This is a genomic window from Clostridium paraputrificum, from assembly GCF_900447045.1.
In the GTDB taxonomy this organism is placed as follows: domain Bacteria; phylum Bacillota; class Clostridia; order Clostridiales; family Clostridiaceae; genus Clostridium; species Clostridium paraputrificum.
Genome location: NZ_UAWH01000015.1, coordinates 1 through 22,376 on the forward strand (window position 1 = coordinate 1; position 22,376 = coordinate 22,376).

At 29.7% G+C, this 22,376-nt stretch carries 17 protein-coding genes; 13 read left to right on the forward strand and 4 right to left on the reverse strand.

What is annotated here, in order from left to right; genetic code table 11:
• From DR024_RS11500 to DR024_RS11515, 4 genes are all read left to right on the forward strand, one after another.
• The coding region (locus tag DR024_RS11500; RefSeq protein WP_111918842.1) for a site-specific integrase at nt 1-879 on the forward strand (879 nt) is incomplete at its 5' end.
• 227 nt (nt 880-1,106) lie between these two features.
• A complete protein-coding gene (locus tag DR024_RS11505) occupies nt 1,107-1,436 on the forward strand; it encodes a hypothetical protein (protein ID WP_027097582.1) in 330 nt (109 codons plus the stop codon).
• A 153-nt stretch (nt 1,437-1,589) separates the two neighbouring features.
• Nucleotides 1,590-2,729, forward strand: coding sequence for a pyridoxal-phosphate-dependent aminotransferase family protein (locus tag DR024_RS11510; RefSeq protein WP_027097583.1), 1,140 nt, complete (start codon nt 1,590-1,592; stop codon nt 2,727-2,729).
• 65 nt (nt 2,730-2,794) lie between these two features.
• Nucleotides 2,795-3,196 carry a hypothetical protein gene (locus tag DR024_RS11515; RefSeq protein WP_027097584.1) on the forward strand — a complete coding sequence of 134 codons (402 nt, stop codon included), beginning with the start codon at nt 2,795-2,797 and terminating at the stop codon, nt 3,194-3,196.
• A gap of 221 nt (nt 3,197-3,417) precedes the next feature.
• Here the strand turns inward: DR024_RS11515 and DR024_RS11520 are convergent, their stop codons facing one another.
• The gene (locus DR024_RS11520; RefSeq protein WP_111918844.1) at nt 3,418-3,864 is read right to left on the reverse strand and encodes a hypothetical protein; all 447 of its coding nucleotides are present in this window, start codon (nt 3,862-3,864) and stop codon (nt 3,418-3,420) included.
• Between the two features lie 309 nt (nt 3,865-4,173).
• Between DR024_RS11520 and abc-f the strand changes: the two genes are divergently transcribed.
• From abc-f to DR024_RS11550, 6 genes are all read left to right on the forward strand, one after another.
• Complete coding sequence (gene abc-f / locus DR024_RS11525; protein WP_342355869.1) at nt 4,174-5,802, forward strand: ribosomal protection-like ABC-F family protein; 1,629 nt, start codon at nt 4,174-4,176, stop codon at nt 5,800-5,802.
• A gap of 71 nt (nt 5,803-5,873) precedes the next feature.
• On the forward strand, nt 5,874-7,070 hold the full coding sequence (gltS, locus tag DR024_RS11530; RefSeq protein WP_027097587.1) for a sodium/glutamate symporter: 1,197 nt from the start codon (nt 5,874-5,876) through the stop codon (nt 7,068-7,070).
• Nucleotides 7,071-7,125: 55 nt separating this feature from the next.
• Complete coding sequence (locus DR024_RS11535) at nt 7,126-7,443, forward strand: hypothetical protein (RefSeq protein WP_027097588.1); 318 nt, start codon at nt 7,126-7,128, stop codon at nt 7,441-7,443.
• Nucleotides 7,443-7,970, forward strand: coding sequence for a 2'-5' RNA ligase family protein (locus DR024_RS11540; protein WP_055184340.1), 528 nt, complete (start codon nt 7,443-7,445; stop codon nt 7,968-7,970). The genes DR024_RS11535 and DR024_RS11540 overlap by 1 nt, the downstream gene beginning before the upstream one ends.
• Nucleotides 7,971-8,148: 178 nt before the next feature.
• Entirely contained in the window at nt 8,149-10,902 is a 2,754-nt protein-coding gene (locus tag DR024_RS11545; protein WP_111918846.1) for a glycosyl hydrolase family 18 protein, read from the forward strand.
• 550 nt (nt 10,903-11,452) lie between these two features.
• Nucleotides 11,453-11,998, forward strand: coding sequence for an HD domain-containing protein (locus DR024_RS11550; RefSeq protein ID WP_049176988.1), 546 nt, complete (start codon nt 11,453-11,455; stop codon nt 11,996-11,998).
• 176 nt (nt 11,999-12,174) lie between these two features.
• Here DR024_RS11550 and DR024_RS11555 read toward each other — a convergent pair whose 3' ends face one another.
• From DR024_RS11555 to DR024_RS11565, 3 genes are all read right to left on the reverse strand, one after another.
• Nucleotides 12,175-13,275 carry an ArsR/SmtB family transcription factor gene (locus DR024_RS11555; RefSeq protein WP_111918848.1) on the reverse strand — a complete coding sequence of 367 codons (1,101 nt, stop codon included), beginning with the start codon at nt 13,273-13,275 and terminating at the stop codon, nt 12,175-12,177.
• A gap of 62 nt (nt 13,276-13,337) precedes the next feature.
• The gene (locus DR024_RS11560; protein WP_099328474.1) at nt 13,338-14,591 is read right to left on the reverse strand and encodes an MFS transporter; all 1,254 of its coding nucleotides are present in this window, start codon (nt 14,589-14,591) and stop codon (nt 13,338-13,340) included.
• Nucleotides 14,592-14,735: 144 nt separating this feature from the next.
• The gene (locus tag DR024_RS11565) at nt 14,736-15,587 is read right to left on the reverse strand and encodes an aldo/keto reductase (RefSeq protein WP_099328473.1); all 852 of its coding nucleotides are present in this window, start codon (nt 15,585-15,587) and stop codon (nt 14,736-14,738) included.
• Nucleotides 15,588-15,852: 265 nt separating this feature from the next.
• Between DR024_RS11565 and DR024_RS11570 the strand changes: the two genes are divergently transcribed.
• The 3 genes from DR024_RS11570 (at nt 15,853) to DR024_RS11580 (ending at nt 22,292) form a co-directional block, all read left to right on the forward strand.
• Complete coding sequence (locus DR024_RS11570) at nt 15,853-19,776, forward strand: SpaA isopeptide-forming pilin-related protein (protein ID WP_111918850.1); 3,924 nt, start codon at nt 15,853-15,855, stop codon at nt 19,774-19,776.
• 220 nt (nt 19,777-19,996) lie between these two features.
• Nucleotides 19,997-21,661, forward strand: a complete 1,665-nt coding sequence (locus DR024_RS11575) for a ribonuclease J (RefSeq protein WP_207734591.1) — start codon at nt 19,997-19,999, stop codon at nt 21,659-21,661.
• Nucleotides 21,662-21,749: 88 nt separating this feature from the next.
• On the forward strand, nt 21,750-22,292 hold the full coding sequence (locus DR024_RS11580) for a phosphatase PAP2 family protein (RefSeq protein WP_065254792.1): 543 nt from the start codon (nt 21,750-21,752) through the stop codon (nt 22,290-22,292).
• Nucleotides 22,293-22,376: the final 84 nt, after the last annotated feature.

Sequence of the window (22,376 nt, forward strand, 5' to 3'; positions counted from 1 at the left end):
AAGAAAGACAAGTTAGGTGTAAGAAGTATTGACAGTATTAAGCCATCAGACGCTAAAGAATGGGCTATTAGAATGAGTGAAAATGGTTATGCTTATCAAACCATCAATAACTACAAACGTTCTTTAAAGGCTTCATTCTATATTGCTATACAAGATGATTGTGTTCGGAAGAATCCATTTGACTTTCAACTGAAAGCAGTTCTTGATGATGATACTGTCCCTAAGACCGTACTAACAGAAGAACAGGAAGAAAAACTGTTAGCCTTTGCAAAAGCTGATAAAACCTACAGCAAAAATTATGATGAAATTCTGATACTCTTAAAAACAGGTCTTCGTATTTCAGAGTTTGGTGGTTTGACACTTCCAGATTTAGATTTTGAGAATCGTCTTGTCAATATAGACCATCAGCTATTGAGAGATACTGAAATTGGGTACTACATTGAAACACCAAAGACCAAAAGTGGCGAACGTCAAGTTCCTATGGTTGAAGAAGCCTATCAAGCATTTAAGCGAGTGTTAGCGAATCGAAAGAATGATAAGCGTGTTGAGATTGATGGATATAGTGATTTCCTCTTTCTTAATAGAAAGAACTATCCAAAAGTGGCAAGTGATTACAACGGCATGATGAAAGGTCTTGTTAAGAAATACAATAAGTATAACGAGGATAAATTGCCACACATCACTCCACATAGTTTGCGACATACATTCTGTACCAACTATGCAAATGCAGGAATGAATCCAAAGGCATTACAGTACATTATGGGACATGCTAATATAGCCATGACGCTGAACTATTACGCACATGCAACATTCGATTCTGCAATGGCAGAAATGAAACGCTTGAATAAAGAGAAGCAACAGGAGCGTCTTGTTGCTTAGTAGTACAAATGAATTTACTACTTATTTACCACTTCTGACAGCTAAGACATGAGGAAATATGCAAAGAAACGTGAAGTATCTTCCTACAGTAAAAATACTCGAAAGCACATAGAATAAGGCTTTACGAGCATTTAAGAAAATATAAAAAGATAATTAGAAATTTATACTTTGTTTCTAATAAAAAAATGATGTAATATATAATTAAGCTTACAAGGGGAGGAATAAGGATGGGTTTTTTAGAATTATTAAAGAGGTCTCAAAAGGAAAGCTTAATGTTAGTACAAGCTAAAGAAGCAGAAAAATTTTTGAAAATGAAGGAAAAAGATGATAAGCTAAAAATAGAAAAATATACTGAAGAAGGTATTTTATATTGTCCAAAATGTTTAGCTACAAACTTAAAAACCACAAAGAAAAAATACAAGATTCTAAATACTGGTGGTGAAGCTATGCTTACAGATTTTGATGGAAATGTTTTGGGAAGTGTATCATCTAAAAATTTAGATTTAGTATGTGCATGTTGTGGGCACAAGTGGAATAATAAAATAAATAAGAAATAATATGAATTTGTTATATTGAGAGGTTATTGTATGAAACATACAATAACCTTTTTTATATATATTAATTGCTTGAGGCATTGTATCAATACAATTGAATAAGAATTAGGGATGTGTTAGTATTTATCCATATTCATAGGGAAAGGAAGATTGGGGATGAATAATAAATTTGTTTATACACCTGGGCCAACAAATGTAAGAGACAATGTTAGATTAGAAAGGTCTAAAGTAACTACTAATCCAGATATAGACACTGATTTTGTTGAATTTTATAAGGGCACATGTGATAAGGTTAGTAAAATTCTTAATACTAAAAATGAAACATATATATTATGTGGTGAAGGGATATTAGGTTTAGAAGCTGCCTGCGCAACATTAACAGAGCCAGGAGATAGGGTTTTAGTTATTAATAATGGCATTTTTGGAAAAGGGTTTATGGATTTTGTTAAAATATATGGTGGAGATGGTGTGTACTATTCATCAGATTATAGAAAAGAAATTGATACTGACAAATTAAATGAGTTTTTGCAAAGAGATCATGATTTTAAATATGCAACTTTAGTACATTGTGATACGCCTACTGGAGTTAAGAATGATATTTCTAAAATATGTAGGTTATTAAATGAGTATGGAATTTTGTCTGTAGTAGATTCTGTTGCAGGAATGGGGGGAGAAGAAGTTAAAGGTGATGATTGGAAAATAGATGTACTTTTAGGAGGTTCTCAAAAGGCTTTTTCAGCCCCTCCTGGATTGACTACAGTAACTTTAAGTAATAGAGCTAAGGAAGTTATGGAAAGTAGGAAAACTTCTGTTGTTGGATTTTATTGTAATTTAAATATATGGAAGAATTATTATATAGAAAAATGGTTTCCTTACACCATGCCTATTAGTGATATTATGGCACTAGATCTAGCTTTAGATAACATACTTGACGAAGGAATAGAGAATGTGATACTTAGGCACAGTAAAGTTGCTGATGCTACAAGAAAGGCACTCCAAGGCTTTGGGTTAGAATTGTTTTTAGAAAATGGATTTTGTAATACTGTAACAGCCTTTAAAGTTCCAGAATATATTGGGGCAGTTAAATTAAAAAATTACATAAATGATAAATACAACGCAATAATTTCAACATCACTTAAACCTTATGATAATGAAATTATTAGAATTGGACATATGGGAGAGAATGCTAGATTAGAGGAAATATCATATGCATTAAATTTGATAGGAAAAGCTTTAAAAGATTTAGGATATGTATCAGAAAAAAATCTATTGGATTTATTTAATGGGTATTATTGATCTATTTATTCTTTTTAAAAAATATTATATAATTGAGAGAAAGAAGTTGTTTTTTGGAGGATAAAATGATAAAGAATTATAGAGGAACTGCATTAAATATTATATATTCATTAATTTATGTAATTGCAGCTTTTTTGCTTATATCAATAAAAGTAAGTGGATTATATAAAAATCAGTCAGATTTCATAATTATTGCATACATAATAGCTTGTGTATTAATTGCATTAGGGTTTGCAAAAAGTTATTTAACTACTTTAAAATTTTCTGATAATAAGATTGAAATTTTAGGGATGATTACCAAAAAGGAAATAGTCATTGATAATATTGAAAATGTAGAGAGTGATAAAACCAAGAATGAAGTTATAGTAGTTACTAAAGAAAATAAGAAGTTTCAAATTAACTTAGGTGATATAAATAAGAAACAGCGAAAAGAATTTGAAGATAGGATATTATCTTTAAATATTTAAAAGAAGGAGAGAAACTCCTTCTTTTTTTATGTAAAGTAAAATATAAAATTTTAGTTAGGTATAAATTAAGCGGGATATTACAATTTAATATTAAAAACTATAAAATAAAGGAAAATAATTTTATAGTTTCCATATCTTAAGTAGGAAGTGAATAGATATTTATTTTTCTGTGATTTGGAGCTTGGGACGGAATGTGAAAAATAAACATCTATCCTACTTATTTAATCCATTTCTAATATGAGAAATTTACACTTAAAGTCTTGTATATTATTTTCACCAGTATTAAGTATTTTTATATCAGTAGGTGTGGTAGAGGTATAAAAAATATAGTTGTTACAATTAAGGTCACCATTAGTTGAAGTTTCTTGAGTTAAAGAACTTATTGGAATATTATTAGCATAAATAATGAAAGAATTAGTGCTATTAGCAACATTTTTTCCAATATATCTAGAAAGAAGAATATAGGTGTGGTTTTCAGTTATAGAAAAAGAACTTTCATCCTTATTATAAGTGATATCATTAGCGCCACCAAACTCAATATTATCAAACTTAATATAAGTATTTATCTTAGATAATGGTATGTTAGTATAAGCAGACATAAAGCCTATAAGATCCAATTCTTGAGACAACTCCTCGAAGGTATCAAAAGATTTTGAGTTTATAGTCATAGTATCCTCCTTTGGCCTATTCAGGTGATTGCTTTCTATTATAAGTTATTCAAATTGGATAAAACTTGTGACATTTACATAATTATTGATAAAATACATAAGTGTGATATAATATGAACGTAAGTTTTTCAAAATTAAAGAAAGGCATAGGTATTTAAGAAATGAGAATATAATCTATTGTTAAATTTTAGTGCAATAAGAAAAAAGTCACCTTATAATAAGGTTTTTTTGTTGTGCAAGTTTGAGGGTAGATTAGTTTTACATTACGTTATTTTTCTGCTCTCTCCGTTTAAGATTGGAGGGATTTTTTTGTTGTTAGGAAGCTTATTTAATGTTAAAAAAAGTTATGGGGATAGAATGATTCTAGATATAGATGAATTAAAAATATTCCAAGGTGATAGAATTGGATTAGTTGGGGAGAATGGTTCGGGAAAATCAACCTTGATTAAGATACTTATTGGTGAAGAGGAAAGGGATAGTGGTGAAGTGACTATATGTAATAGTTATTCCTATATAAGCCAAGGTGTAGATTTTGTTGAAGAATGTGACTTTGATTATGAGTGGAATTCTACTAGTATTAAAGCACCAAACCTTTTTGACAAGTATTTGTCTGGAGGGGAAAAAGTAAAGTTTAAGATAGTAAATTCATTAAAGAAGAAATCCAAACTTATAATTGGAGATGAGATAACTTCTAATTTAGATAGAAGTGCAATAGATTCTCTAGAAAAACTATTATTAGAATATGATGGTGGCCTTCTGCTAGTATCTCATGATAGGGAGTTCTTAGATAATGTTTGCAACATAATCATAGAGCTAAAGGACGGTAAAGTTAAAAAGTATAATGGAAATTATTCTAAATATTTAGAAGTTAAAGAATTAGAAAATTTAAGTGAAGAAAGAGAATATATTAAATATATTAATGAAAAAGAACATCTTGAAAGAGCTATAATTAGAAAAGAAGAAATTAAGAATTCTATAAAGAGAACACCTAAAAGAATGGGAAACTCTGAAGCTAGGCTTCATAAGATGGGTGGACAAAAGGGAAAGAAGAAGCTTGATGGCAATGTAAAAGCATTAAAAAGTAGAATTGAACATCTAGAGATAAAAGAAAAGCCTAAGAAAGTTAAGAATATAAAGATAAAAGTTCAAGATGGACTAGAAATATACTCTAAAATAGTTGCTGAGGGTAAAAATATATGCATAAAGCGTGGTAATAAAACTCTTATAAAAGATAGCAATTTTGTAATTAATAAGGGGGATAAAGTTGCCTTAATAGGAGATAACGGTTCGGGTAAAACCTCATTAATTAAAGAAATTATAAATAATGTTGATAATATAAAAGTTAATCAAAGAGTAAAGATTGGCTATTTTGACCAAGAACAAAAAATATTAAATGACAATTTAACTATTTTAGAAAATATAAAATATAACTCTAGATTTGAAGAGAGTTTTATAAGGATATGTCTTAGTGGATTTGGATTTAAAAGAGATGATGTTCATAAAAATGTGGGAATACTAAGTGGTGGCGAGAAAGTTAAGGTGAGTTTATGTAAAGTATTATTAGATGACAATAATCTTTTAATATTAGATGAGCCTACTAACTATTTAGACATAAACTCTATAACTGCTTTAGAGGAAGCTCTTAGTGGAACTGATAAAGAGTTTATTATAATAAGTCATGATAGAAAATTAATATCTTATATATGTAATAAAATTTTTGAAATTAAAAACTGTAAGCTTATAACTTTTAGAGGAAATTATTATGATTATTCTCAGGACCATAAAAAAGTAAGAAATAACAAAGAGGATGAGAAAATGCTTTTAAGGACGAAACTTTCAGAGGTTTTATCAAGGTTATCAATAGAAAAAAATGATATTATTAAGGAAAAGCTAGAAAAAGAATATAATAAAATCTTAGAAAAGCTGAATAATATCTAATAGATAGAAAAATATCACAGCTAAAGATAAATTTTTAATTTACATTAGAAGAGTTTTGGAGGAACAAGTTTATGACAATTAATTTAGATATATTTGAGACTATGGCACTTGCAACAATAGTGTTTTATATAGGTCTGTATTTAAGAAAGAAAGTAAAATTACTTTCAAAATATTGTATACCAGCTCCAGTAATAGGAGGATTATTATTTGCTGTACTAGTACTGATTTTAAGAATAACTAATATAGCTACAATAAATTTAGATATAACGCTTCAAAATATTTTTATGACTGCATTTTTTACAAGTATAGGATATACGGCAAGTTTAAAAATATTAAAAAAGGGTGGAATTAAGGTAGGAATATTTCTAGCTTTAGCTATGCTTTTAGTGGTATTACAAGATGCTTTAGGTGCCTCTTTGGCTACCGTATTCAATCTTAATCCATTATTAGGTTTATGTACTGGATCTATACCTATGGTAGGTGGACATGGAACAGCAGGTTCTTTTGGACCGTTATTAGAAGAGATGGGTGTGGCTGGTGCAACTACAGTTTCCTTTGCTTCAGCTACATTTGGATTAGTTATGGGAAGCTTTATTGGAGGTTTTGTAGCTAAAAATTTAATTGAAAGAAAAAATATAGATACACCAAAGCATTCAGAAGACCATTCATTACCACTTAGCGATTTTCATGAGGACAATCAAGCTATACTTTGTCATAAAAGATTGATGAATGCTGTTGCATGGATATTTTTAGCCATGGGAATAGGGTCAATTATTTCAAAATTTATTCAAGATTTAGGATTAACTTTTCCGTCATATATTGGTGCTATGGTAGCAGCTGCAGTTATAAGAAATATCTGTGATTTTAGAAAAGTAGAACTTGAGGATAAAGAGATTGAAACTATAGGTGGAATAAGTCTTTCATTCTTTTTGGCTATGGCATTGATGGGACTAAAATTATGGGAGTTGTTTGATTTAGCACTTCCTATGTTAGTTATGTTAATTGCACAAGCTTTATTAATGGGGGTATTTGCATATTTTATAACCTTTAGAATTATGGGGAAAGACTATGATGCAGCTGTTTTTGCCTCAGCCAATTGTGGTTTCGGTATGGGGGCAACTCCAAATGCAGTTGCTAATATGGATGCATTAACAGCAAAGTTTGGATATGCACCAACTCCTTACTTAGTGGTTCCAATTGTAGGATGCTTATTTATTGATTTTGTTAACTCAGCAGTAATAACGTTATTTATAAATATATTAAGATAATTAAGTAAAAACTAGAGTTGAAATACTCTAGTTTTTATTTTTAGGAGGACTTAATATGGAAAAATATAGAAATAAGTTTGAAGAGATAGTAGAAAATTCTAAAACCAATATTAATGAGATAAGTAATACAAATGATGATGTTGAAATGGTAACCCAAATGAGTAGTGAATTAACAACAATGAATGTAGGAGAAGATTTTTCGAATGGACAACAAATAAAATTACAAATGCCATTGGAAACATATAATTCAAAGAATAAGATTATGGATTCATTAGATGTATCAGATAGAGGGGATGAAGTAGTAGATAGGACAAAGAATAATCATAATGGTCCAGATTTTGCTTCGACACATCTTATAGATAGGAGAGAATAATGAGGTATGTTATAGTTTCAATTGTACATGGAGCAGGAGGGGAGTTTAATAATAATTTAAGAAGAGAAGTATTTGAAAAGTTCAAAGCACGATCCTCTAAACTTCCTGCACACTTTACAATAAAAGCACCCTTTGAGGTAGAGGGCGAAATAAAAGAAATAGAAGATATTCTTGAAGACTTTACTAAAAAGCATAGCAAAGCTCCATATAAGATAGAAGGATATAACCATTTTGATGATAGGGTTATATATATGGATGTAAAAATGTCTAAGGAAGGGAAAGAAGTCCATGATAGACTTATTGATGAATTGTCAAAGGTATCCTATATAAATTTCGATAAAAAAGATGGAAAAAATAAAATAATTCATGTAACAATATCTTCAAAAAAAATAAGAAATATATACAATGATCTTTGGGAGTATGTAAATGAATATCCTTGTAAATTTAACTGTAGCTTTGATAATGTAACAATATATAAGTGGCAGGATAATACATGGAAGCTCCATAAAGAATACGTGTTTAATTAATAAGACCACACTTTTAGTGTGGTTTTTATTAAATAAATTTACTTTTGTAAATATATGTATTATTGTGACTTTTATAGAATATAGTTAAATATAGAATTGCTTCTTGGTTTTGCTTTAAAATGATTGATATTGTTTCCAATGGAAAATAAATTATATATCAATGAAGGAGAGTTAAGTCATGTTAAAGAAGGCATTTTATAAAAATGCTAAAGCAATGTTAGCCATAGCTATAATTGCTTCTATACTTATGACAAATACAGTTCCTGTAATAGCTGCTGATCAAAAGAAGAATGGATCAGTTATGACTGTTGAAGCACAAGGATTAAAAAAGTACCGCAATGTTATGTATTATGGTGATTGGTCTATATGGGGTGGGCAGAAGCAGTTTAATCCAAAGGATATACCTGCAGATCAATTGACACATCTTAACTTTGCATTTTTAGACTTTGATGAGCACGGCAACCTACAATTTACCGATAAAGATGCTGCAATGACTCATGCAGTAGGAAATAGTGACGTGTTAGCTGGTGAACCTAATGCTGGTATTTTAAATGGATTTAAGGTACTAAAGAGTGAAAATCCTAATTTGAAAATTGGAGTTTCATTAGGTGGATGGTCAAAATCAGGGGATTTTTCAAAAGTTTGTGCTAATAAAGAGAGTCGTACTAAGTTTGTGCAGAATGTAATGGCATTTATTAAGTATACTAACATGGACTTTGTTGATGTGGATTGGGAGTACCCAACCTTTGTAAGAGAGCCTGACCTTTGTGATAACTCAAGAGATGAAGGAACAAAATATAGCACTTCAGCTGATAAAGAAAACTTTATTGATTTGTTGCAAGATTTAAGAAACGCTCTAGATGCTCAAGGTAAGGAGCTTAATAAGACTTATGAACTTTCAGTAGCCCTACCAGCTCCAATAGAGAAAGTATCTGCAGGAATAGATGTACCAAAATTATTTAGTTTAGTAGACTTTGCTAATATCATGACCTATGATATGAGAGGAGCATGGGATAATATTAGTGGACACCAAACAGGATTATACACTAACTCTAAAGATCCATTTAAGGATAAGGGATTATCTATAGATGAAAGTGTTAAGTATTATCTATCCCAAGGAGCACCATCTGAAAAAATAGTAATTGGTGCAGCTTATTATACTCGTGGTTGGGAAAAAGTTAGTAGTGAGGGGACAGCTACAGCAACACCTGGCTTGTTTGGAGATGCAGCCTTAGTTACAACAGATGCAGATGGAACACCAACAACAGGTGCTTGGCCTGAGGCACCATTGAAGAATGGTGAGGGTGGTCGTATGACAGGAGTATGGTCTTACAATGCTTTAGATGCATTAAAATCAAAATATTCTGGATTAAAAGAGTATTGGGATGATGAAGCTAAGGCTCCATATTTATATAATCCAACAACAGGTGCTTTTTTTAGCTATGATAATGTAAAATCAATACAAGAGAAATGTAAATATGTAAAGGAGAATAACCTTGGTGGAATGATTGCTTGGATGGCATCAATGGATAAAACAACTACATCTACAAAACGTGATGAATTAACCAAAGCAACTAAAGAGTCTTTATTTGGATCAGTAAGTTTGCCTAAATATGATGTTTCAAGTTATAAAGTAAATGTTACTGCAAAAATAGAACCTACAAAGGCAATAATGGGAAGTAGTGGAAATAGTGAATTAAAAATAACAATTACAAATAATGAAAAACTATCTGAATCGGATGAGGTATTAAGTGCAGTAGAATTACCTGCAAAAACCTTAATGAATCCAACATTATATCTAGAGACCTATGGTCTTACTATATCTGGGGTACAATATCCATTAGAAAGCTCAAATGTAGTAGAAGAGAATGGTAAGTATGTTATAAAATTAAGTGATACTTACGATGGTAAATTTATAAAACCTGGTGAAAGTAAGACGTATACATTAGACACAAAGGAATCTGTTGATAATTTAGAAGGTATAATTAGTCTTACTATGAACCAAAGAGTTTATAAATCTTCACAAGCTTATGGAGGACAAACCTTATATGGATATTCTTCGGATGAGGAAACTGTAACTCCTGATGGGAATACTCTACCTAACATTGCTGGAGTTAGAAACAAGAAAATAGTAATAGGAGATAAGTTTAATCCATTAGAAGGAATAACAGCGTTAGATAAGGAAGATGGTGATATAACTAGTAAAATAGTTGTTACAGGTGTTGTAGATGTAAGTAAAGAAGGTAAATATGAGTTGATATATTCTGTTAAAGACAACAATGGAGGGGAAAGAGTTCTTAAGGCTGTAATTACTGTTGGTAAAAAGACAATAATTGAAGCTGATAACTATGATTCAAAGAAGTCTTATTCAAAAGGTGATATAGTAGTTTATGCTGGACGTAGGTATGAATGCGTATGGTATTCTGCGTCAGGAATAATACCTGGAACTATGGCTGCCATATGGAAAGACTTAGGCTCAGCCGAAATAGTTATCGAACCAGATCCTACACAAGAAATACAACAACCAAATGGTAATTATCTTCCTACTTTATGGGGAGTAAAAGACTCAAATATACTAATTGGAGATGATTTTGATCCTTTAGTTGGAATTAAAGCTTTAGATAAAGAAGATGGAGATATAACCAGTAAAATAGTTGTTACAGGAACTGTGGATACAACTAAAACTGGAAAATATGAGTTAATGTATTCCATTAAAGATAGTAGTGATGCAGAAAGAAGTGTAAAAGCTGTAGTAACAGTTGTAAGTAATACAACACCTCCTAAGGATGACTATAGTGCTACTAAAAATTATGTTATGGGAGATGTAGTAATATATAACGGACATAAATATGAATGTATATGGTATTCTGTACAAGGAATTACCCCAGGAACTATGGATGTTATATGGAAGGACTTGGGTGTTGCTGAGTAGTATTAAATAAAAATAGATCCTGCATTTTTTTGCAGGATTTATTTTTTTGAAAATATATTAGTAAGTAGGAACAAGTTGCTTTTATAAATATAAAAAGTATTTTAGTATAAGACAAGTGATTATTATTGTTGATAGAAATACATGATTTCCATTTCAATATTATAATAAAAATATTTTTTTGAATTTATATCATATAAACTTATCCTAACCTGCATTTTAAATATATAAATATATATTTATTTCTTCATATATTTAAAACAATATATAAATATTTCTTTTTGCTAGAATTAAAGCTACCAAAATAATTTGTACAAACCTTTTTCTATACATTCTCACAGTGATTATCATATTTAGTTTTGGTTGCAGTTTCGTCACTTAATTCATTCATGGCTATATTTATTTTTACGCGATTCTGTGTTAATATTTGAGTGGTCCATAGTGATTATGGATGTATAGATGAGAGGATAATACATGGAAGTTCCATAAGTAATTTTTATTTTATGGATAGTTCTACACTTATAGTGTGGTTTTTATTTTGAAAGGAGATAACATGAGAAAAGGTGACTTTATATATACAGGAAAAGAGGTTGAGTTTTATCCTTTAGATCCAAGAGAAGAGGAAATATTAATAGAAGATATTGGACATGCATTGTCTTTAATATGTAGAGGAAATGGACATACTAATCATTTCTACAGTGTAGCACAACATTCAATAAATTGTGCTAAAGAAGCAAAAGTAAGAGGATACTCAAATAGAGTTCAGCTTGCCTGCTTGTTACATGATGGGTCGGAAGCCTATCTTTCAGATATTACAAGACCTGTTAAAAAGGAACTTAAAGAATACCTTATTATAGAAGATAAATTACAAAATGCAATTTATAAGAAGTATGGTATTGGAGACTTAACAAAGGAGGAGCTTAATCTAATTAAAAGTGTTGATGATTCAATGCTAAAATATGAGATGAAGTACCTTATGAATTTTCATGAAATTATAGGAGAGGATTTAGTAGGTAATTATTCATTAGAGTTTGTTCTTATGAGCGAAGTTGAAAAGGAATTCTTAGAATTATTTAATGAAATAAAAATCTATGTATAAAAATAGGACAGTCTTGGTTAGGGACTGTCCTTTGACATAGGGGGATTATATATGGTATTGCTACCATATATAGTAGGTTATTATGATTACATTAATATTATGGACAAATTAAGAAAATATATACAAAGAAAAATAAATTTTTTTATAAAAAATAAAAGAAGAGTTTAAGGCTCTTCTTATTTTAGTAATAGGTTATTAACTTCATTAAGAAAATTTTCAAGAATATCTTTATTCATACTGTAGTAAATTCTATTATTTTTCTTTTCAACTTTAACAAATCTAGCATTTATTAGTGCAGTCATATGGTGTGATATTGTTGAAGTAGAAAGGTTGAATTTTTCAGATAGTTCTTGGCCATAAGCTGAAGTATCTTTAATAGACACTAATATATCAAATTTACTTTTATCACCCAGAAGTTTTAGATTTTGATATACTTCCAAATGATTTGAATTAACTCTAGTTTCAATAGTAAATTTATCATTAAATAAAACACCGATTTTTATAACATTTTTATATATATTATCATTATCTAAAGAAAATGAAATGTTTGAAGGATTTAATATTGAGTGACATACAATTATTTCTTCATATCCAGAACCTAAATCATAGTTTAGAGAAGAGGTAAGAAAATGCAATATATCATTTTGTTCAATAAATGGTTCCCAATAATCCGTAAAATCTTTAGTTAATTTAGAGAGTTCTTTGTCATATTTTTTTAGTTCAAGCACGCAAGTATTTAGCATTGATGAAAGTTCTTCTATCAATGAGTTTATATTTAAAAAAGCAAGTTGAATATTCCACTTGTTTTTTATACTTGTATCTAATGATGATATAAGAGATACAAGTTCCTCAAAAGAAGCAATTTCAGTATTTTTAAGCTCTGTACCTGCAATATCATTGGAAGAAAGAAGTTGGGCAAAGTTATAAATCTTTTCTTTATAACTCATATTTTTAATTAAAGTGAGTTGTTCTTCTAATGAAATATCTAAAAATCTGTTTTGATTTAAAAGTAATATATCTGCAATGCTCAAATCATTTAAGTTTAAATCTTTAAAAAAGAAGTCTAATCTTTCTTTTGAAAAATCCAAATTTGAAAATACTTTTGCAGCAATTCTTGATATTATATCTATTACGGTGCTTGTATATTCATTACATAATGGATAATTTCTTTTTAATCTATTTTTTAAATCTTCAAAGCTAAAGTCATTAGTCATTAATTTTAGAAGATCTAGTGATTCAGAATAATAATTTATATCTTTTTTTAAAATTGTTTTCAAAATAAACACCTCAAGTATATGATAACAATTATTGTTAACTTTTAAAAGAACTTAATCAGTAGTTATAACTCTCCTTTATTTATAAATTTAAATAAATATAGGGAAAATATAAAGCTGAGTAAAAAACCGTTGATTATGAATATACTATTAACGGACATAGAAGATGATGCAATAGAAATAATGAAAGACATAGCTGGTACTGTAGAGCATGAAGAAGCATTAAAAATTGCACTACACCTTGATAAATAATTTTCTTCTACAGATTTAATAAATAAAACTTGTAAGGAAGCAGAGAGCAATGATACAAATAGTCCAAGTATAGCAGAGATTATTCCTAATAGAATATTTGCCATAAAATAAGATAAATTTAAAGTGGATATAAAGATTATTAATATATAATAAATCCCTAAAAATAAGCCAGATATAGACATAAGGATTGTGTTTTTAATACGCTTATTTATTGTAGGATAAATAAGAGAACCAATAATCATACCTAAGCTAAGAGTAACACTTAAAATAGTAAGTAGTCCTACATTACCATTAAAAACAGTCTTTACAAGAGGGGCTTGAAGCGAATTTAGTGGTACAAGCCCTGTATTTAAAAGTGCACATATAATACATAATGTTAATATAATTTTTTTTGTTTTTATATACTTAAATCCGTCTTTTAAGTCAGTGAAGTAAGTGCTTTTCTCACTAAAAGAAGAAAAAGATTTACTAACATGAGTATTTAACTTTATGAAGCTTATTATAATAGCTGACATAATAAATGTAATTGCATCTAATAAAATAGCTGTTTGCATACCAAATGTTGCAATGATGCCACCAGCAACTGCAAGCCCTACTAATTCTGAAATTTTACATGCTGTATTACTAAAAGATATAGCGTATTCGTAATAATCTTTAGGTAGTAGTTTAGGCAGAATAGAAGAACTTGCAGGAAGTCTAAATGCTTCTACAGATGAGTTGATAAAAGTTATAAACAGTAATATAAATGGATTTAAGATACCTAAAATAAATAGTAGTGATATTAGAGAAACGCATACCCCCCTTATGACATCTGTTATAATCATAATTTTTTTCTTATCCATTCGTTCTACCCATACACCAGCAAATGGTTGAAATATAATAGATGGAAGCATGTTTACTCCAAATATAATGGCAGACCAAGATGGATTATTTGTAATTTCATAAACTAGCCATGTAAAAGCAATTGAATCTATAGAATCCCCAAATCTACTAACAATATTAGCAATAAAAAGCTTCAATGCCTCTTTCTGTTTAAAAATATCTTTATAGGTTATAGAATTATTCATAAAATATAGCCCCCTTTTATTATAGTTAGATAAGTATGAAACATATCGTTCGATTATAGTATAATAATATATTTTATGAATATCAAACAAAAGTATTCGACAAATATAAAAGAAGCTTAAAAATATATTAAGCTTCTTTTATGTTTAAAAATTAATATTATCAGGATTTACTCCAGAGCCTTCACAACCTTTTAAGTTTTGGATTAGTTCCATATCTTCTTTTAATAATTCAAAGTCAAATATCATAGAATTTTCTTTTATTCTACTTGGAGTAACTGACTTAGGAAGTGGAAGAATTTCATTTTGAATATGCCAACGCAAAGTTATTTGAGCAATTGATTTATTATATTTATTTGCTATATCTTGCATTTCTTTAACTTTAAATATTCTACCAGTGGAAAGAGGTCCCCAAGCTTCAACTAATATATTATTATTCCTACAGAATTTAACTGTTTCATCTTGATTATGGCTTGGATGTAGTTCAATCTGGTTAACCATTGGTTTAATATTACAATTTTCAAATATCACTTTTAAATGATGAGGTTTAAAATTACTTACCCCAATAGCCCTGATTTTACCTTCGCTATAAAGTTTTTCAAAAGCTTTCCAAGTTTCACAAATAGCTTCTTTCCAATCTTCTTTATGTTCTTTCACTACAGGCCAATGAATTAGATATAAATCTAAGTAGTCTAAGCCTAAGTCTTTTATAGTTTTATCAAAAGCTTTTAAAGTACTTTCATATCCTTGATCAGTATTCCAAAGCTTACTTGTTACAAACAACTCTTCCCTATTAATTCTAGAAAGTTTAATGGCTTTACCAACACTTTCTTCGTTGCCATAGCAAGCTGCAGTATCAATGTGACGATATCCACATTTCATAGCTTCCAAAACTGAATTTATAGCAGTTTCCCCATTTGGAGTTTGCCATGTACCAAAACCTACACAAGGAATATTTACACCATTACAAAGTGTATAAGTATCTTTTAAATTATTCATATTTTAATCCTCTCCTCAATTCTACTATATATAACATTATACCTTATATTACCACATTGCGAAATTGCTACTTTTTTTAATTGTTATTTTAATTAAATAATAATTAATTTTCTATATTAACAACTGTAAAAAAATGGTAAATAATAACTTTGGGTGATTTTTTTTATTGAATTTATATGTAAATTTAGAAATATAAGTGAATAAAGAATAATACCTATATACTGTAAAACAAATTTTTGTGAGGGAAGGTGAGGGTAAAGAAAGGATGAAGAAGGGGTTTAAAAGGAAACTAGCAACGTGGGTGGGGATATTATTTGTTATTACACAAATAATTCCGGCTAGAACTATTAATGCAACAACAGAAGAGGAAGAAAATAAGAAGTACGGTACTATAGAACACTATAATGGTATTCTATTTGGCGATGATAAATTAGTTTCATATGATAATAAAAATTATGCGTATATTTCTAAAGGTGGTGATAATGAAGGTGCAGTTGCTGTAGGCGGAGATATGCATACTCCATATTTAGATAATAGTATGGATTTTGGAGCAAGTGCTGCATCAGGTTACACAGGAATAGGTAGCAAGTATGAAGATAACGGAATGCCAACGGTAATGACAAGTGGCAAATGGGATAAGATTATTGGTAGTAATATAACTGTATATGGAAGCAAAATCTTGCTTGCGCAAGAATACAATCAAGGGTTTGCTGTAATGGGAGCAGATGTAAACTATTCAGGTCAACAGAATATAAAAAATTCTATTTCTAAATTCAAAGGGAAAGTTTCAAATACTATTGGATATATAGAAAGTTTAGAAACTAACGGAAGCTTTGAAGATAATTCATATGGTAAAAATATTATTACCAATAATGGAAAAAATATTGTGAAAGTTAAGCTGGATTCAGGCATAATTCCTTCCCTAGACTTAAAAGAAAGTGTAGATTTAGACAAACAATATGTTATTTACAGTAATGCTAAAGATATTAAGTTTAGTGGCGGTTGTGTTAGATATAATGGTGCGGATGTATGGGGAAGCAGTTTGCCAAAGGATTCTCCATTATTTAAAATTGCATCAAACTTTATTTGGGTATTCCCTAATGCTGAGACAGTAGAGATAAATAATTATGCCGTTATAGGTAGCGTTGTTGCACCAAAGGCCAAAGTTCATGGTAATGGCTCATCAATAAATGGCCAATTATTTGCATCTTCATTACATCAAGAAGGAGGATTTGAACTTCATAATTTTACCAGTAGATGGAATTGGGAGTTAGATTCAAAAGGGTCAATAGAAATAGAAAAAGTAGATAGTAAAAATAGTAGTATTAAGTTAGCTGGAGCGGTATTTGAAGTATATGATTCAGAAGAGAACCTAAAGGGAACCATAAAAACTAATTCTCAAGGAAAATGTAGCCTTGGAAATCTAGAATATGGAGAATATACTTTAGTAGAGAAAATAGCACCATTAGGATATGTATTATCTTCTGATAGAATTACTGTTAATGTAAATTCAGAAGGAATAACTTATAAAACAATAACTAATACAAAGATCTTAGGAAAGATAAATATTCTAAAGGTAGATAGTGCTGATGAAAATATTAAGTTACCAGGAGCAGTATTTGGGGTTAAGGATTCCGAAGGAACTGTAGTAGATACAATAACTACTGACGAAAACGGAGTAGGAACTTCAAAGGAACTTCCATACGGAAGCTACACAGTAGCAGAAGTAAGTGCACCATCAGGATATGAGTTATCAGGAGAATCTAAGAATGTAACAATAGATTCAAATGGAGAAACAATAGAGCTAACATTTGAAAATACAAAGATTTTAGGTAAGATAAATATCCTAAAAGTAGATGGTGCTGATGAAGGTGTTAAGTTACCAGGAGCAGTATTTGAGGTTAAGGATTTCCAAGGAACTGTAGTAGATACAATAACTACTGACGAAAACGGAGTAGGAACTTCAAAGGAACTTCCATACGGAAGCTACACAGTAGCAGAAGTAAGTGCACCTTCAGGATATGAGTTATCAGGAGAATCTAAGAATGTAACAATAGATTCAAATGGACAAATAATAGAGTTAACATTTAAAAATTCTAAACTTCTTGGTTCAATAGCAATAGAAAAAGTAGATAGTGAAGACAGTGAAATTAAGTTAAAGGGAGCAGAATTTAAGGTGTTAAATTCTGACGGAGAAGAAGTAGGAAATATAGTAACGGGAGAAGATGGAAAAGGAAGTTTAGGAAGTTTACCATATGGAGAATATACTGTAATTGAAACTAAAGCTCCAGATGGATATGAATTATCCTTAGATTTAGTAGTGGTTGAGGTAAACTCTAAGGCAGTAGTTTATAAAACAATAACTAATACAAAGATCTTAGGAAAGATAAATATTCTAAAGGTAGATAGTGCTGATGAAAATATTAAGTTACCAGGAGCAGTGTTTGAAGTTAAGGATTCCCAAGGAACTGTAGTAGATACAATAACTACTGATGAAAACGGAGTAGGAACGTCAAAAGAACTTCCATACGGAAGCTACACAGTAGCAGAAGTAAGTGCACCTTCAGGATATGAGTTATCAGGAGAATCTAAGGATGTAAAAATAGATTCAAATGGACAAATAATAGAGTTAACATTTAAAAATTCTAAACTTCTTGGTTCAATAGCAATAGAAAAAGTAGATAGTGAAGACAGTGAAATTAAGTTAAAGGGAGCAGAATTTAAGGTGTTAAATTCTGACGGAGAAGAAGTAGGAAATATAGTAACGGGAGAAGATGGAAAAGGAAGTTTAGGAAGTTTACCATATGGAGAATATACTGTAATTGAAACTAAAGCTCCAGATGGATATGAATTATCCTTAGATTTAGTAGTGGTTGAGGTAAACTCTAAGGCAGTAGTTTATAAAACAATAACTAATACAAAGATCTTAGGAAAGATAAATATTCTAAAGGTAGATAGTGCTGATGAAAATATTAAGTTACCAGGAGCAGTGTTTGAAGTTAAGGATTCCCAAGGAACTGTAGTAGATACAATAACTACTGACGAAAACGGAGTAGGAACTTCAAAGGAACTTCCATACGGAAGCTACACAGTAGCAGAAGTAAGTGCACCTTCAGGATATGAGTTATCAGGAGAATCTAAGAATGTAACAATAGATTCAAATGGACAAATAATAGAGTTAACATTTAAAAATTCTAAACTTCTTGGTTCAATAGCAATAGAAAAAGTAGATAGTGAAGACAGTGAAATTAAGTTAAAGGGAGCAGAATTTAAGGTGTTAAATTCTGACGGAGAAGAAGTAGGAAATATAGTAACGGGAGAAGATGGAAAAGGAAGTTTAGGAAGTTTACCATATGGAGAATATACTGTAATTGAAACTAAAGCTCCAGATGGATATGAATTATCCTTAGATTTAGTAGTGGTTGAGGTAAACTCTAAGGCAGTAGTTTATAAAACAATAACTAATACAAAGATCTTAGGAAAGATAAATATTCTAAAGGTAGATAGTGCTGATGAAAATATTAAGTTACCAGGAGCAGTGTTTGAAGTTAAGGATTCCCAAGGAACTGTAGTAGATACAATAACTACTGATGAAAACGGAGTAGGAACGTCAAAAGAACTTCCATACGGAAGCTACACAGTAGCAGAAGTAAGTGCACCATCAGGATATGAATTATCAGAAGAATCTAAGAATGTAACAATAGATTCAAATGGAGAAACAATAGAGCTAACATTTGAAAATACAAAGATTCTAGGTAAGATAAATATTCTAAAGGTAGATAGTATTGATGAAAGTATTAAGCTATCAGGAGCAGAATTTGAAATAAGAGATTTAGAAGGTAATACTTTAGATACTATTATTACAAATGAAGAAGGAGTAGCTAATTCTATACAACTACCTTATGGTAGCTATATTGTTATAGAAACAAAGGCACCAGAAGGATATGTTTTAAGTGATTTTTCTGAAAATGTTACTATAAATAATGAAAATCTTGAGATATTATTGAAGGTAGAAAATATAAAAGAAGAATTATTACCAGAAGACCCTAAAGAACCAGAAGTACCTTCAAAGGAAGATAATGAAAAAGAACCTGTAAAGACTGGTGACGAAAGTGGTAATATTGGAGGCTTAGGCTTAATGTCACTACTTTCCTTAATAGCTATGTTGTTAATGCATAAGAAAAAATAAATAATTAAATTTAAGTCATGAAGGATATAAAATTCTTCATGACTTTCTTTGTTAATTGTATAAAAATATATTCTTTACACAAAATATAAGTAAACAATAGTATAATTTAATATCTTGCAAAGGAATGAGATTAATTATATTATAAAGTAAGAGATTATAAACGATTTTAAATAATATTAAAATAAAGCAATAAATTATAGAAAAGGATAGGAGAATAAATTTGCAAAAGTATAAGAGCATAAAAATTATCCCTTTAGGGGGACTTGGAGAAATAGGAAAGAATATAACTGCATTTCAATATGATGATGAAATTATAGTTGTTGATTGCGGGTTAGCTTTCCCAGATGAAGATTTATATGGAATAGATTTGGTTATTCCAGATATAACATTCCTTAAAAGAAATAAGGACAAGGTTAAAGGTATATTTATAACACATGGACATGAAGATCATATAGGAGCCTTACCTTATATATTAAAGGAATTAAATGTACCAGTGTACGGAACTAGATTAACTTTAGGATTAATTGAAACTAAGCTGACAGAGCACAAAATGTTAAATGATTGTACTTTAAATGTTGTTGAACAAGGAGAAACTGTAAAACTAAACAACTTTAAAATAGAATTCATAAGAACAAATCATAGTATAGCTGATAGTTGTGCTTTAGCTTTACATACTCCAATAGGAGTAATTATTCACACTGGTGATATAAAGGTTGATTATACACCTATAGATGGAAAGGTTATCGATTTAGGTAGATTTGCTGAATTAGGTAAAAAGGGAGTTTTACTTTTAATGGCAGATAGTACAAATGTAACTCATCCAGGTCATACTATGTCAGAAAGTTCTTTAGGTGAAACCTTAAACAGGTACTTTACTAAGGCATCAGGAAGAATAATAATTGCAACCTTTGCGTCAAATATTCATAGGTTACAACAAATAATTAATGCTTGTGAACTTACAAAGAGAAAGATTGCATTTAGTGGGCGTAGTATGGAGAAAATATCTGAAGTTGCTATAAAGCTTGGATATTTAAATATACCAGAAGGTATGTTAGTTGGTTTAGATGAAGTTAAAAATTATGCAAATGATAGGATTACTATTGTAACTACTGGTAGCCAAGGAGAACCTATGTCTGCCTTAACAAGAATAGCTGCTGGAAATCATAGAAGTATTCAAGTTGAAAAAGGTGATATGGTAATAATATCAGCTACACCAATACCTGGAAATGAAAAGTCTGTTTCCAATATAATTAATGAATTAAGTAAAAGGGGAGCAGATGTAATTTATAGTTCGATGGAAGCTATACACGTTTCAGGGCATGCTTGTGAAGATGAATTAAAGCTAATCCATGCTTTAGTTAAACCTAAATTTTTCTTACCAGTCCATGGTGAGTATAAGCATTTAAAGAAACATGCTCAACTTTCAGAAATAATGGGAGTTAGACCAAACAATATAGCTATTCTAGAAAATGGTGATGTGTTTGAATTAACTAGAAGATGGGGTAAAGTTGTAGGAAAAGTACCATCAGGAAGAATATTAATTGATGGTAGTGGTGTTGGAGATGTAGGTAACATAGTTTTAAGAGATAGAAAATCTCTTTCTCAAGATGGAATTATTACAGTTGTAGTTGCTATAAATAAAGAAAGTAAAAGCATTACATCTGGACCTGACATAATTACAAGAGGATTTGTTTACGTAAGAGATTCTGAGGAACTAATGAAGGAACTTAGGAATATTGCAACAGATTCAGTAGAGAAATGTCTTGATAATGATATTACAGAATGGGCAGAAATAAAGAAAAATATAAGAACTGATATAAATAGTTATGTTTATGAAAAGATAAAAAGAAGACCTATGGTTGTGCCTGTAATTGTAGAAATCTAATATTAAAAGGAGTTTAGCTTTAATGTTAAACTCCTTTTAATATATAATAAATTTTGATATAATTAATAAAAAATATGTGAGGTTAGAAATGGATTATATATATAACATGGATATTACTATTTTAGATTGGATTCAAAGTGTTTTTAAGTGTACTTTTTTAGATTGGTTTATGCCTATTGTAACTTCTTTAGGGAATGCAGGTATAGTTTGGATAATTATTTGTGTATTACTTCTTATTTATGAAAAAACTAGAAAATATGGAGTTATGATGGGATGTGCATTGATTCTATGTTTATTAATAGGTAACTTATTTTTGAAACCAGTAGTTGCTAGAGTAAGGCCTTTTGATATTAATACAGCCATAGATATTTTAATTAAGAAGCCTTTAGATTTTTCTTTTCCATCAGGACATACAATGTCTTCATTTGCAGCTGCTACAGTTTTAATTTATATGGATAAAAAAATTGGAGCAATTTCATTAATTTTAGCTACTATAATTGGATTTTCTAGATTATATTTATATGTGCATTATCCATCAGATGTAGTTATAGGATTATTAATAGGTGTTTTATTAGGAATAATAAGTATTAAATTATGTTCTATAATAAAGTATCAAAAAAATAACGTTTAAACTTAAAGATTGATAAAAATACATAGAAATGCCTAAGAATATATTTACTTTTTTCTTATAACAGAGTATATTATAGGAAAAAGA